The organism is Candidatus Cloacimonadota bacterium, assembly GCA_012522635.1.
Taxonomy (GTDB): Bacteria; Cloacimonadota; Cloacimonadia; order Cloacimonadales; family Cloacimonadaceae; genus Syntrophosphaera.
In genome coordinates, this window is record JAAYKA010000063.1 from 1 (window position 1) to 14,846 (window position 14,846).

Here is a 14,846-nt window from a genome sequence, read left to right on the forward strand (position 1 = left end):
CCTGAAAAGAGCGCTCTCTTGCCCCGCTCTTTTTCCCAGCCCAAGAGTCATTTGAACATGCCTCGTGATCAACCCGTAAAAGAATCGGGATGCTCAGCAGTGACATTGGAGAGGATATTGAGTCAGAGGCAGGAGCGAAGCAGCGAACGTGCCATTTATAAAACCAAATCCTCCTCTCCAAGATTGTTCACAAACTCACAAAACTGAGCTGATTTGTAAACTCTTTGCACACTATGGGTTATGAGAATAATTTGCTGCTTCCTTGCTTGCCGCCCTTGGTATTCCTTATGTTTTATAAGGTAACCTTAAGCCACACAAAGGCTTAGGGCTTTGACTGTTCGTGCCGCGAGACTCGTCCAAATATAGTGAAGGGTTTCTTTTTAAAATCCCAGTTTGGAAACTATTTTATAATCGCTATTTTTCCCCTTCCGGTTTTCTTACCCATGTGAACCACATAGAAATAGATGCCGGTAGCCACTTTTTTGCCTTCGTTGTTTTTTAAGTCCCAACTCCAGGTGAGGTTGTTCACCACAGGATCGAAGGGACCGATGGCGGCGGATTTCACCAAGCTTCCCGAGCTGTCGTAAATCCTTATCTGTCCTTCCTTTCCGGCGGGAAAATTGATGATGTTGCATTGCGTGGAGCCGGAAGTGACTGGATTTGGATATGCCAGAAGGTGTTTCAGGTCATCGTGGTTGGTCAGATAAAAACGAGCGATGTTCCCCTGGGCTGAGATGATGTTTCCCGCCAGGTCGCGCAAGTTTTTGATTTTAATTTCATAGGCAGCGGAGCCTGTTTTAAGCTTTTCACCCATACGTATCAGGATGGCATCTTCTTCGTGGACAACACTATGGATAAAGTTGTCGGGGTCGTTGGAATGGTTGTTTAAAATATAATTTTCCAGCATCTGGGGGCGGGGATTTATGGCGGCGATTTCTTCGCTGAAGAGAACGCGAATCGTTTGTTTATCGTCCAAAACCGTCACTTCCTGAACTTTTGGCGGGATGAGATCCTCCTCCCAATCAAAGGAAACGGTGAGCGAGGAAAAGCCAACCCCCTGAGCGCTGTTTAAATCGCGGATATTGAGGTTGAATTTTTCCGAAATGGGGGGCAGATTCGGGCTGAAATGCAGAAGCACCCCACATTGGGTGGCAATGCTGTTTACCGAGCTGGGCTGTCCCACTCCGTGATCCACAGTGTAGAGGCTCGGGTTCAGCGCGTCTCCACTCATCCGCTGATCATACATGACTTTCACCATGTTCGAGCTAATCATGCGGGCTTCCAAAACCCTGGGAATCGGATATGGAGTTACAGTTTGCCAGACACTGGGAATACTTTCTGGAGGAGAATAGTTGGAATTGATGGCGGTAACAGCATAAGAATAGGTGGCGCCTTCCTCAAGGCCTTCATCCAACCACACTTGGTCAGGAATTTCCACCAGAATTTCAGGGTTGGAATCACCTTTCCGGCGGTAGAGACGATAGGAATCCGCGCCATTGGCAATCCAGGATAGGCGCACTCTGCTTTCGTTTTCGGACTGGGCAATGAAATTGGCGGGTGTGGGCGGTCCGGTGTGAGGCTCTTCAGTGGTCCACTCCACGCAAACCACCGAATCTGGAGCAACTTCATAGTTGGTTAAAAAATAGGGGCGGTTGTTCTCGTCCTTGTACGCCAGCAAGCTGTAGTTGCGGTAGCTTTGACCATAAAAAACCGGCTTGAATTTGCCATCTATATATTTCAGGATGTAGAGGTTGGGGGCAATTGCCAAAATAAGTTCGTCTTTTCCGTCACCATCCAAATCGTGAGCCAAAATGGCGCTTTGTGAGGTCACTTCGTTGAACATTATGGAGCCCATGCTGGCATAATTGTTGTTCGAAACGCTCTTGAAGCCCTCAAAATACCAAAAACTGCGGTTTGGGTCAACACTATCGGTGTGGTATCCGCCCACAAAGAAATCCTGGCGTCCATTGCCGTCAAAATCACCCGCGGCAAGGCTGTAAGTATTTCCCACTGGCAATCTGTGGCTCCAGACCAGTTCGTCCACGTTGTCGTTTCGAATCTCGAAAATCATGATGTCGCCGTCGGTATCGGCGGTCAGAATATCTTTGTAATTGTCTCCATCGAAATTTCTTACAATGATGGTGGGCACAAAGGTGTTGTAAAAATCAGTGGCGCTGGTGTTGCGCAAGGTGTTTTTGGGCACGAAGGTGTTTCCGGAGCGTTTGTAAGCTTGGATCACACGCTCTGCCGGCAGGATTTTCACCAGCAAAATGTCGTCAATACCGTCGCCGGAATAATCCACAATCGTTCCACCCGTGATGGAAGGCTCTTCCCAGAGTTCGATATTTGGATAATTGCTGATGGTCTGGCTATCCATCAAAATTGCGGTATCCCCTTTCAGGAGAAGCAGTTCCTGACCCAGTCCGTTGGTATCCCCGCCTCCCAGAAGCCAAAAACTTTCATTGAAAGAATGTTTCAATATATGTCCCGCGGGGCTCGGTTGGTAAACAAACACTTCTCCGTAGCCGGTTTTGGGCAAATCCATTGCCACATATTCCTTGATTCCGTCTCCATCATAGTCGTACATATAATTGAGTGGAACGCGTGCCTGGCCAATTTCGGTCCAACTGTAGCCATGATTCGACACCGCTTCATATTGGATATTCAGAAAATTCTCAAATTCGGGGGAAAGATAGCTCAGATTTCCGGGGTTTGTGGCTTTGATTCTGATGCTGACAGGACCCTGAGGCAGGTGCGGCGGCACGGCCCAAACGTGGATACTATCCAAAACCGCACCGTAAACACTGTGAGAAAATCCCGCCGAATCTTTGATGATGAGTTCGGTTCGCACCAACTCGTCAAAGGCTGCGGAAACGTAGAACCGCAGATTTGGCCCGTCATAACGGCTGAAGCCCGACAAAGAAGGCTGTACCAACACAGGCGGGCTGCTGTCGTAAATCACGCTGCGGAAAAAATTGAATTTCTGGCCTGAGGTGTTTTCATACTGCAAGCGGATTGTGTATTCCCCTTCGGGAAAAGCTTCCGGGATGTGAAAATGTGCCAAAAGGCCGTTTTCTACTGGTTGATAATAGTGGAAGGGGTAGTTTTGATGGGTTTGAACATCGAACCAATCCAAAATGGAGGGTACCTGCTTATTGCTGTACATCACGCTGTAGCGGAAAAAATCATCTCCCACGATGGTGCCCATGATATCAAAACTTTGGGTCACCCCGCTGTGGTCGAAAGGTTCATCCACGTAAATCAGAGGCGCGTTCACGTTTTCCAAAAGCCTGCGGGTGTTCAGAAGACCATGTCCGTAGTACATATCGAACCCCGCGGCGCCAAGATCATCCGTGGAAGTAAGCAGGCGTGAGCGCACTTCATCCGGACTGAGACCAGGATGCAGGGATAAAAGCAGAGCCGCGGCGCCAGCCACGAAGGGCGAAGACATCGAGGTTCCGCTCTGTTCAAAATACTGTTCGCCAACATTCATTTTATAGGTGCTGAGAACCATTTCTCCGGGCGCGACGATATCGAGATCGGGGCCATAGCTGGAAAAACCCGCCAAAGTGCGGTTTCGGTTCACGGCGCCAACAGAAATCACGTTTGAGAGCTTGGCTGGATAACTGAGTATCGGACCGGGATCGTTACCGGCTGATGCCACAATGGTTACGCCTTTTGAATAGGCATAATCACAGGCGTCGGCAATGATGGGTGAATAGTTCGGGTCTCCCCAACTGAGGTTAATCACATGACAGCCGTTGTCGGCAGCGTAAACGATGGCAGCCGCAGCGTCGTCATCCTGCAGATAGCCCTGTCCCGTGGTGGTGCGAAAACCAGCACGAATGGGCATTATTTTTACATTCCAACAAACTCCGGTGATGCCCACAGCGTTGTTGCCCACAGCGCCGATGATGCCGGCAACGTGAGTTCCGTGGAAGTTCTCGTCCTCCACGTCGTTATCCTGATCCAAATAGTCTCCCACAGCCACATCCGCCATCTCAGGCGCGTCCACAAAGTCCCAGCCACACCAATCGTCGATGTATCCATTTCCATCATCGTCGATACCATTGTTATGCAGTCCCAAAGCGGGGTCTTCGCCTGGGTTGATATAAATGTTTGCCTGCAGATCGGGATGATTTATGAGACAGCCGGAGTCGATGACGCCAACAATCACTTGTGAACTGCCGGTGGTGTAATTCCAAGCCTGGGGGTTGGATACCATTTCGTGGAACTGTGAGCCATAGAGCGGGTCATTGGGATGCAAGTGCAATTCCGAGAGATAGTTTGGCTGCACATATTCGATGCCGGGAAAACTGAGCTTTCCTTCATGTAGGGTGTCCCAATCCGGTTCTTCATCCAGATTTACCAGATAATAACGCGGCTGGTGCATTCCCTTGATTGGTCTGAGGTAAAAAGCTCCATGCCTGTCGAGCCAGGAATCAAATTCCGTGAGGCCGCTGCGATCGGATTTGATGCTGAGCGGCCATTGCGATTTTACAATCACCTGTTTGGGAGTGACATTCTGGGCAGACAAAGCCAGGGTCAGCGCCAAAAAAGCGAGTAGAGCGAGCAGATGTGGTTTTTTCATGGATTCTTAAAATCGATAGCTGAGGCCGAGGGTGTGTACATCGTTCAGGTTGTGGGAAAAAGCAGCCCAACCATAGTCCAGCCCGATGTTTTTCCAGCGGACACCCAGGCCGGCGGTCAAGTTTTCGGCATCATGGTTAATTTTGTAGCCAGCCCTCACGAAAGCGAGACCATAGAGGTCAAATTCAGCGCTCACCGCGCCTTTCCAATTTTCATCGATGGCTTTGGTTCCGCTCAGTTCCATATTCAGGGCATGTTCGCCCATCTCAAAGCTTTTACTGAGGTCCATTTCAAAGCCAATTGGAAACAGGGTGCGTTCTTCGTTCATGGCGGATGAAAAGCCAAGATTGCGCACAGCCAGGCTGAATTGGGTGTTTTTCAGCGGCGTGAGCCAGGTGAACCCCAAATCGCTGTGCAGGCCATAACTGGAATCGGTGTTGAGCTTTTCATAGACCAAACCGGCATTGATACCGGCATAGATTGAAGGTGTGACCCTGACGGCATAGTTTCCCAGCAGGTCGATATCGAGAGGAGAATATTCACCGATCAGGAGTCCGTTGTCGTCCCGGATTTCAAGTTGGCCATAATCCAGCGTGCGCAACGCCATGCCAAAGTGGGACTTGCGGTTGGAATAGGAATAGAAGACACTGTTTGCGGCAGTGTCTTCCAACCAGCGTGTGTGAACCGCGCCCAAAGCCTGATGGGCAGTAGAAACTGAAGCCGCCGGCTGGCGTAAAAACGCGGTTAATTCAGTTCCAGCGCTGATGCCTCTGCCAGCCAGGGCCAGGGAAACTGGATCGCCACCGATGTCCAAAAACTGGTATCCATATTGACCAGCGTTGGAGGGAATCCCGGCAAAAAGAGCGCTTGCCGCCAAGATTAGTATCATGCTTAAAATTCTGTTTTTCATCGTGTTTGCTTCCTTATTTTTCCACCGCGAATTTGATGCTGCGTGATTGCTTGCCATCAGAAACCACTGTGATATAAACCCCGCTGCCCAGCTTTTCGGCTGGGATGCCAATCAGGTCGCGGTTGCGCAAATATGCTTTGGCCTGTCCATTTTGGCTGTGGATCAGGTTTCCTTTAATATCGAAAATCCTCACTTCCAACTGGGCGTCCCGGCTGGTCATCACGTTCAGGGTAAGTTTTTGATCGTAGATGGATTTGAGAGGGTTTGGAAAGATATACAATTCGCCGGGAACGAAGAGCTCCGCGGTTTCATATTGGTTTGTAAGCCCTGCCAAACCTCGGCTGGCAGTGCGTTGCAGGTTTCCATATTCAGCGTCCCAGCCGGGTTTGAGGTCGTTCAAATCGACGTCTGGCAAAACCTGGCGATGCACGGTTCCATCGTCACAAGCCAGCCAAACATAAATTTGACCGTCAGAACCTTCAGCAATGATGGGCAGGTTGCGGCTACGTTTTCCAAACGACACGGGAAAACCGGGCTTGGAGCGGAAACTGTCTTCCCAACACATGAGCCGATTGTGGGAAAAAGCTCCCAAAACCTCATTCTTGCCGTCGTGATCGATGTCCGCGACCAAAACTCCGGCATTGAAAGCCAAAGAATCCGTGGCGGCCAGAGCCAGAGGGGCTGGACTAACCAAAGAGCCGGCATAATCGATTACAGCCACGCCGCGGTCTGAGGAAATCAGCAGATCCAAAGTCCCGTTCTGATCCCAATCCGCGATGGTGAGCGGAGCAGTTGTATTCATATCGTGAACGTAGGGAAAACCAGGCAGGATTTGGTTTTCAGAGTCGAACACATAGATGGAATTGAGGCATTGCACGATTAAATCGGGTTCGCCAGAATCCGTTTGAGGATTAAACGGAGCGGCAAAGATTCCCACAAGAGTGGAATCCGCCGGCACTGCCAGCAAACGGTCTGAAAATCCGTCTTTGAACTCCGAAACATAAAACAGCTCATCCTGACGCCAGGGAACGAAAAGACTGTTGTCCAGCCATGCCATGTTTGTGGCTATGGGGCCTTCAAAAGTTGTTATCTCTTGAAGTTGCTTGGAATGCAGATCGTATTTATGCAGGCTCCCATTTCCGTTGGAACTGTCGTTGAAAGCCATGAAAAGCGATTCTCCAGTTGAAACAGGATGGGTAGCCCAGGTTTTTCCCGCAAAATTGGGCAGATATTCGCCGCCATCGTTATCCAATCTAAACAGCCGGGCGGTGGTTCCCACCTGCATGGGAAAATAGAATTCACTGCCAGTCCAAACGTATGGATGCTCCATCGGCATGCGTGAAATGGGAAATCCCGGCAGAGGCTGCTCATCTTTCCAGATGTGAATCTGACCATCCGGCTGAGGATAGACCAATTCAAGTTTGCCATCACCGTCAAAATCCACCGCACAAGCATTGATGGGGTTTGGGCCGCCATATCCTGTGGAAAGACTCCAGCCAAAACGCACGGAAAAGCTCATCGTGTTGCCGCTTGCGCTGATATCATATATTTCCAACGGAATGCCACCATAATAACTCTCAGCGGTTGGCAGAGAAAGCAAGCCATTGTGGATTAGCTGGCCAAAATAGTTGTTGTTGCCGGCGCGGAAACTGTCGAAAGGTCCGCCATATTTATACTGATCAGCAGCGGCAGTGTCCAGATGCTGGATTCCATCTGCTTCTTCCAGATCCACACCTTTGTGGCTGGCGTCGGCATTGATTGTATTCAGGTCAAAATTCGTCGTAAAGTTTTGGGCGATAATATTTTCGTCGATGTGCCAGATCAGCAGACCGCTTCCATCAATAGGCACGTTCAAGCCAATGGGGATTGGCCCGCCCAAGCCTGGCAGCATGAAATCCCACTCGCTGCCCTTGTAGCGATTTTTCATGAAATTAAAGAAAGGCAGCTCGGGATAGTTTTCATAGTAATCCTGTTCCCCATCCGGAAGCAGCGCGAAAGTGTAGCTCGGCAATCCATTATAGGGATCAACGCTGCCATCAGGGTTCTGCTGGCGGTTTTCAATCAGGAAATATTCAGCGTCCGAAATAGGGATTTTGTAAACACGGTTTTCCACCATGGTATGATTCAGAAAGTGTTCAATCGGAAGGTTTTCAGCGTCAGAACTCACCACAATCGGATTTTCCCAACCCAGAAAAACCCTGCTCCAGGCGCTCACCTGGGCGGGAACATAACCGCTGGCATTCCAAATTCCTGTTCCCATAAGCCCCCAATTTCCAATGCCTTGCGAGGCTCCGTTGCTGGAATCGTTGTCAAAAAGCGAGGGCAATCCCAAAATGTGGCCAAACTGGTGGCAAAGCACGCCATACATGCTGAAGAGATATACATCGGCGTTGTCTTCACCCTCTCCGGGAAAATAGTCCTGAAATTCGTGTTCAGGGACAATCACAATATTTGTAAGATGTATCCCATCAGCGGGATAACCTTGATAGTCATCGTTATCTTCATCAAACCAATATTGCAAGCGCGCGCGGGTGAGAAATGTTGACCAAATCTCCTCTTTGCGAATACCATTGATGTCGGATTCCTGGCCGGCGCCAGCGTGGAAGATGATAAGCCCGCCAAAGCGGCTGAAATCGATAGCCGGATCCGCCATCTGCATCGTGGTTTGAAAGAATTCCTTCAACCTGGCATCGGTCGTATCCTCAGAATCTGCACCGTAATATGCCATGGTCTGAGGCAGGGTGAAAACTTCCGGATGCAGGGTGTAGTGCAAATTGTAGGCGCCGTGGGATGCGTCGTTGAAAAAATCACCCAAATGAAGCATCCAGCGGTTGAAAAAATCCTCATCATGAACCAGAAAATCCGGATATTGAGCGGTGGCGGCAAATTTCACATCGCTGAATTGCACTCGCAGCACCAGGATGTTGTTGGGCAAATTTTTGGGGCTGTCACATGAGCCGGGAAAAGCCAGACGCGAGCTTTCCACCTTGGTTGGTTTAAAACCCGGTGGAAGCTGTTCACACAAGGGATGCGCCGGCACCATCGCGCCCAGAAAGGCCGCCACGAAGAGCGCAGTTATCAGGCCAAAAGCCCGCTTATAATTTGAGGGCATCACTTAGCTCCTGCTGATTATATTGGTAAAGAAAATAACCCGATTCAGCCGCGCTGCGGCCCAAAACTAACATACATTGTTCAATTATTCCCACACGCAGTTCCCTGTCAACGAAAAAAGCTCACCTCAGCCTGGAGCTCCAGCCAAATATTATGTCTCCCACACAAAAAACCGGCTTCAAAGCCGGTTTGATTTTCAATATATCTCCACATAACGCAACTTCACACATGAAGCCCAAAAAGCCGCGGAACCGTTATGCTGATTGGCAAAGCCGGACCAAGCTCCTTGAACTCCACGCTGATTTCGTTACAGAGTCTTTCCTGCCAGAAGGTCCTCTTCATTGCATTTGCAGATTTTCACAAATTCATAGCGCGGGGTCCAGCCCTCACCGCCTCTTTTCCGGTTTGCCACAATCTTAACCTTTTTGATTTCGGTGCCGCAAACAGCGCAATGCACTTTACCTTCTGTGGCTGCATCGTGAGCCGTTTTCGCGGCAAAGCTTTTCACTCTTCCCATTTTAATCCTCTTTTTCGCTCGGGGCGATTAATTTATTTATTTAATTTGCTCTTTCTATGTATTCACCACTGCGGGTATCGATTTTAACCTTGTCTCCCATTTCCACAAAAAAGGGAACGGTCAACCGCAGGCCAGTTTCGGTGTAAGCCGTTTTTCCTCCACCGGAAGCTGTGTTACCTTTAACGTTTGGTTCGCATTCGGCGATGGTTTGCACCACCGTGACAGGAAGCTCGATTCCCAAAATTTCCTCATTGGGCGCAAACAGGATGCTGATTTCCATGTTTTCCAGCATCAACTTTTCCAAATCTCCAACCACATGGCCATCCACAGGAAGCTGTTCATAAGTTTCGCTGTCCATCATCACAAAAAGGTCGCCATCGCGATAGAGATATTCCATCTTGCGGCGCTCGACCCGAACTTCGTTGAAGGTGTCGCTTTCACGCCAAGTGTTTTCCACAACCTTGCCCGTGCGGACGTTTTTCAGCTTGCTGCGCATGAAGGCTGGACCTTTGCCCGGTTTAACGTGCAAAAATTCCACCACCTCCCAGAGGTCGTCTTTAAACTCTATAACCATCCCGTTGCGGATGTCTGCCATGGTTGCCATAATCGGTTATTCCTTACATTTTTAACTGTGTTGAGCCATAAAATTCAATCCCGCCTTTTTGGCAAGGAAATTTTATGCAAAAAGGTGGAGCTTGACAGGATGGCGGGCTTACATTTTTTGTTTGAATTACACCAAAATCTTTGAAACAAGAAAGGATGTATCATGTCAGTTACCCTCACAGAAATCAAAAACTCCAAGGATATGAAACGCTTTTTATTCCTGCCAGAAAGCATTAACGCACATCGCCCAGGCTGGGTGCCACCGCTTTTTGATGACGATAAGGAAGTCCTGAATCGCAAAATAAATCCTGCCCTGCAATATTGTGACACAGAGTTCAGACTGGCTTGGAAGGATGGCAAATGTGTGGGACGCGTTGCCGCCATCATAAACCATAAATATAACGAATATGCCGAAGCCAAAACCTGCCGCTTTGGTTTTTTTGACGCCATCGACGATTTTGAAGTGGTGAGCGCTTTGGTGAATTTTGCGGAAGATTGGGGAAAACAGCGTGGAGCGGAAAAAATCGTTGGGCCAATGGGCTTCACTGAGGAAGACCCCGAAGGCTTCATCTACATGGGCTACGATGAAAATCCCACCATTTCCTGCTATCAAAACACACCCATCATGAACGAATACATGGAAAAACTGGGCTATGGCAAAGAGCTCGATTGGTTCGTTTACAAAATGGATATTGCGAAAGCCAAAACCCCAATCTATGAGAAAATGTTCGAACGCTACAGCCGCAGCAAGCTCTTCAAACTCAAAGAGTTCAAGTCAAAGCGTGAAATCAAGCCATACATCCGTCCCGTTTTCAACCTCATGAACGAATCTTTCGATGAGATTTATGGCTATTCACCTCTCACGGAAGGAGATATGGAGCATCTGGCAAAGCGTTTTATGATGATGGTGGACCCAAGATTCATCAAAGGCGTGGAAACCCCTGAAAAAGAATTAATCGGATTCATGATTAGCGTCCCGAATATCTCGCCCGGACTCATCAAAGCGCGCGGACGTCTCTTTCCTTTCGGCTTCACTCACATTCTCAATGCCTCAAAAACCAGCATCCAATTGGACAGCCTCTTGGGCGCCGTGAAAAAAGAATACCGTGGCCGCGGAGTGGATATCCTCATCGGTTATTCACAACTGAAAACAGCCTTTGATGCCGGCTTCAAAATCATCGACAGCCACCACATCATGGAAAACAATTTATCCATGCGCGGTGAAATGGAACGTGCCGGCTCGGTTATATACAAAAAATTCAGACTCTACCAAAAAACGCTGTGAGGTAGTCGCGAAAATCTGACTCCCACACGGCACCAGGTCACCGGGAGGAAACTTGACAAAACTTGCCCTTTCCGTTTTTCATCTAATCGAAAATCTTGATGCCGCCTGCCTGCGGATGCTGGAAGACATCGATTCTGCCGCCAGGGAAAAATGCGACTTGGTTGTTTTTCCCGAAGCAATCTTGGGTGGCATCGACATCGAAGGTGACTATAAATCAGACATTTCCAGATGCTTGGAGCTTGATTCTGCACATATTGAAACCCTGCGTAACTCTGCTCGAAAACACAGCATGGGAGTGGGTTTTGGCTTTTTGGAAAAAGAGGGAAATCTGATTTATGACAGCTTCCTGCTTTTAGGCCCGGATGGTGAAAACGCCCTTCATTACAGGAGAATTTCACCCGGATGGCTAACCTCGAACGCGGACCCAAATTTCTATCGCTGCGGTGAAAACCCTGGCATTGCCCAAACCCCGTGGGGAAAAATCGCCGTCCTCATTTGTGGCGACCTTTTTGTGGATGGCCTCGTTGATAGCATCGCCGCGCAAAAACCGGATTTTGCACTGCACATCATAGCTCGAGCCTATACTTTCGACCCGGATATCCAACAAAACTGGGACAAACTTGAATTTCCCTGGTATCAGGCAGAATATGCCAAAATTGGTTCCCCGGTGGCTGCGGTGAACCTTGTTGATGACAAAATTGAGGATGGATATATCTATTGTGGTGGAGCCTGGTTTCTCAGGGATGGAAAACCGGTTGCATCCAAAGAACTTATGACGCCGGGCTTGCTGTTTGTGGACCTGCCATAGCCCAAACTCACCGAATTTCTCACAAGGAGGAATGATGACGCAAATTAACTATGTGGAATACCAACCTCGCCACGCGAAAGCCATTGCGGATATGTGGAATCGCAGCTCTGAAGGCTGGCTGGGCAGGTTTTGGGATTCCAGCGAAGCCAAGGTGCTGAAGGAAATTGAAAACTCATCCTATCTAAATATCTGGCTGGCAATGGAAGGCGACGACGTGATCGGATATGTGTTGTTTTGCAACTACCAGGAAGAACGGGGCGTGGCTTACATCGAAATGTTGAATGTGCTGCCTTCCCGTCACGGGCAGGGTATTGGCAAAGAGCTGGTTAAGCGCTGCGTTCTCCGCGCTGCTGAATTGGGCTATGCCCGCATCGACCTTTTCACCTGGCCTGGCAACCTGAAAGCCATGCCCTTATATAAAAAATGCGGCTTCTTTTGGGAAAAGATGGAATCCGGCACCACCCACCTGATGAATTTTCTGCCCGGGCTGATGAAAAACGAAATGTTGAAACCCTGGTTCGAGTATTTTGATTGGTACGACGACCTCCAGCGCGTCTTGGAAAGCGTCCCCGATGGCAGGCTGGAAAAGGGGTTTGAGTTTTATGACTACGTTTGGGAAAAGGATGAGAAAAAGCTGGAAGTCACAGTGGAAAAGCGCGGCAGAGGCATCGTGCGCCTTGCCACCCAAGATTTTGAAATCCAAACCCTCATCACGGAATCCGAACCAGTTTTTGGCATTGAATACCAAGCCATCTATCAGGTTCGCAATCAAAGCGGAAAGCCTTTGCATCTGCGTTTGGAAGGCCATTCAGATTCACAAGTGCAGCATGAACTTGACTTTGAAGACGAGATCCAAGACCTCCGTGAGATTTCCACCACTTTTTTCATCGATCCCATCGAAGCCGAAGCTTCAGAATGGGAAGCCCTGCCAGGTCTTTGCAGCAAGGTCACCATCAACGGTCGCAGCATGGAGCTTAAAACCGGCTTGAAAATCAACTATCCCCTGAATCTGAAACTCTCCAGGGAAATGTTTTCTCATCTTCCCGGACGTCCCAGCCGGATGTTTTTGAACCTGGAAAACAACTTTCCTGTGCCCTGCGATTTCGAGATTAATTTTCCCCAGGATGAAAGAGTCGAATTGCAAAAATACCGCCACAAAATCCGCCTGGAAGCCCATGAAAAAAGCTTTCTGCCCTTGGATTTCTGTCTTTCCGCGGCCTCCATCTACGCTCCCCAGGTTGAAGTTAAAGCCTATCCCCACAAGGGGAAACAGATAGTTTTCAACATACAGCCATTGGTTTTTCTGCCCATGCGCGGCTCATCACACCAGCTTGTGATTCCGGGCAAATTCCAACTCCTGAACGGAGCCTACACTCTTTTTATTTGGCAAACATCTGTTCGCAACGAGGCTTATTTCCAATCCGATCAAGGTGCCTTTATAAACTTCATACCGCCCAGTATTGGCATGCCCTACATCGATGAATTCGAAAGCGAGGAACCCTTTTCGGTAGAAGTATCAGAGCTGGGCAAAGCTAACCGCTTGGAACTGAAATTTGTCAGCAAACAGAACCCGGGACTGGAATTTGCCCTCATCTACACGCTTTTCCCAGACGGTCTTCTGGAATACAGCCTGAAAATCCTCAAATTACCACCAGACAGTAAGCTTAAAGCCCTCTTGCACATAGGATTGGAAAGCACCGATGCCACATATCAAAGTGGCGGTAAAATCATCGGTCTCGAAAAAGATCAGTTTGATGCAGAACTTGAAAGCATGCCGCCCTTGGATGCGGATTCGAACTGGTTTTTTTCCCGCTCCGAAGATTCAACTATGGCGGCGCTCTGGTCTTCAGAGGACAAGCTCAGCCTCGATCGTTGGTGGCTGGCTTGGGAAATCGATTTAAAAGAATTATACGAAAAAGCAGACAAAACCGCCGGACCGATCAGGCTCTGGATTGATGCGTTCAAAACCCCTAACCAACTGCGTATTCTGGCTTGTAACCGATATCTGAAGCCCGAAACCATCCACCCCACTCTGGAACTTATTATAAATAACGGTAACCCCTGTGTTGACGATACTTACGAAGCTAAATTGCTACAGTGGCGAGATTCGGCGCTGGCGGGTGAAATCATTCTGAAAAACAGCTCTGGCGATGTTTTGGGCAAGGCAGAACCCTCCCGGGAAGAGAACTTGAGAGAACAAATTTTCAATCTGACTGCAGACGGCAAAAAGGTCATGGAAAAGCTTTCCTGCGACTTGGCTCAACCCATATATACCCTTGAACGTGAGCAGGTTGTGCTGCACTCCCGCAATCAGATCAAGCGCTTTGTTGACGAATCCAAACCCGTGCCCATGCTGGTTTTGGACAACGGCTGCATAAAGATCTCCGCGCCAAAGGATTCCACCCTGCCAAGCTTGGTTTCTTTAGTCCACCAGGAACATGAATGGCTGGACAGCGCCTTTCCCAATTTCGAGGCTCGCGGCACATCCAATCCCTTTTTGGGCGGCTTGTATTGCATACCGCAAAATATCGGTTTGAAGGATTTACAAAAAGACCAGCACACCGCGGATTTCAGCACGCTGCAGGACAATTGGGGCAACCCCTGGGAAGGCATCTCCATCAAAACCGAAGTCACCAGCTTCGAACCTCTGAAGGGCATGATCTGGAAACAGCATTTTCTCACCAGAGCAGATCTCCCGGTTCTGATCATCCAGGTCGAGATCGTCCAAGGCCATGGCAAAGCAGAGTTCAGTTCCTTCAAACTCTACAACTACGGTGCCTTGGATCATGATATTTCAGGCTGCTATCTGGCGTTTCCGGATGAAAAAGGCGGATGGCAAAAGATTTGGGCTGGACGAGGACGCACCTACAGCACCGGAAAACACCATCACAGCATCATCGGCTCAAAAAATCTTGCCACAAAACTGCACCTGTTATGCCAGCAAAAGATCTACCGGTTTTTCCAAGCTCTGCCGGATATTATGGGTCAGGGCGCCTACTTCGACAGCCAACTCCTCGATCAA

Annotated in this window: 8 protein-coding genes; 3 read left to right on the forward strand and 5 right to left on the reverse strand. The window is 49.0% G+C overall.

What is annotated here, in order from left to right; genetic code table 11:
• Positions 1 to 400: 400 nt before the first annotated feature.
• From GX135_03600 to efp, 5 genes are all read right to left on the reverse strand, one after another.
• On the reverse strand, positions 401 to 4,591 hold the full coding sequence (locus GX135_03600; protein NLN85178.1) for a S8 family serine peptidase: 4,191 nt from the start codon (positions 4,589 to 4,591) through the stop codon (positions 401 to 403).
• 6 nt (positions 4,592 to 4,597) lie between these two features.
• Positions 4,598 to 5,500 (reverse strand): PorV/PorQ family protein, encoded by a 903-nt coding sequence (locus tag GX135_03605; GenBank protein ID NLN85179.1) that lies wholly within the window; start codon positions 5,498 to 5,500, stop codon positions 4,598 to 4,600.
• 13 nt (positions 5,501 to 5,513) lie between these two features.
• Positions 5,514 to 8,612 carry a M6 family metalloprotease domain-containing protein gene (locus tag GX135_03610; protein ID NLN85180.1) on the reverse strand — a complete coding sequence of 1,033 codons (3,099 nt, stop codon included), beginning with the start codon at positions 8,610 to 8,612 and terminating at the stop codon, positions 5,514 to 5,516.
• Between the two features lie 306 nt (positions 8,613 to 8,918).
• Positions 8,919 to 9,128 (reverse strand): hypothetical protein, encoded by a 210-nt coding sequence (locus GX135_03615; protein NLN85181.1) that lies wholly within the window; start codon positions 9,126 to 9,128, stop codon positions 8,919 to 8,921.
• Positions 9,129 to 9,168: 40 nt separating this feature from the next.
• On the reverse strand, positions 9,169 to 9,732 hold the full coding sequence (efp, locus tag GX135_03620) for an elongation factor P (GenBank protein NLN85182.1): 564 nt from the start codon (positions 9,730 to 9,732) through the stop codon (positions 9,169 to 9,171).
• A 162-nt stretch (positions 9,733 to 9,894) separates the two neighbouring features.
• Between efp and GX135_03625 the strand changes: the two genes are divergently transcribed.
• The 3 genes from GX135_03625 to GX135_03635 all read left to right on the forward strand — a co-directional run.
• Positions 9,895 to 11,016: a hypothetical protein gene (locus GX135_03625; GenBank protein NLN85183.1), complete on the forward strand. Its 1,122-nt coding sequence runs from the start codon at positions 9,895 to 9,897 to the stop codon at positions 11,014 to 11,016.
• Positions 11,017 to 11,068: 52 nt separating this feature from the next.
• Complete coding sequence (locus GX135_03630) at positions 11,069 to 11,824, forward strand: carbon-nitrogen hydrolase family protein (protein ID NLN85184.1); 756 nt, start codon at positions 11,069 to 11,071, stop codon at positions 11,822 to 11,824.
• A gap of 34 nt (positions 11,825 to 11,858) precedes the next feature.
• Positions 11,859 to 14,846 (forward strand): GNAT family N-acetyltransferase (locus GX135_03635; protein ID NLN85185.1); only part of this gene is annotated, 2,988 nt, incomplete at its 3' end.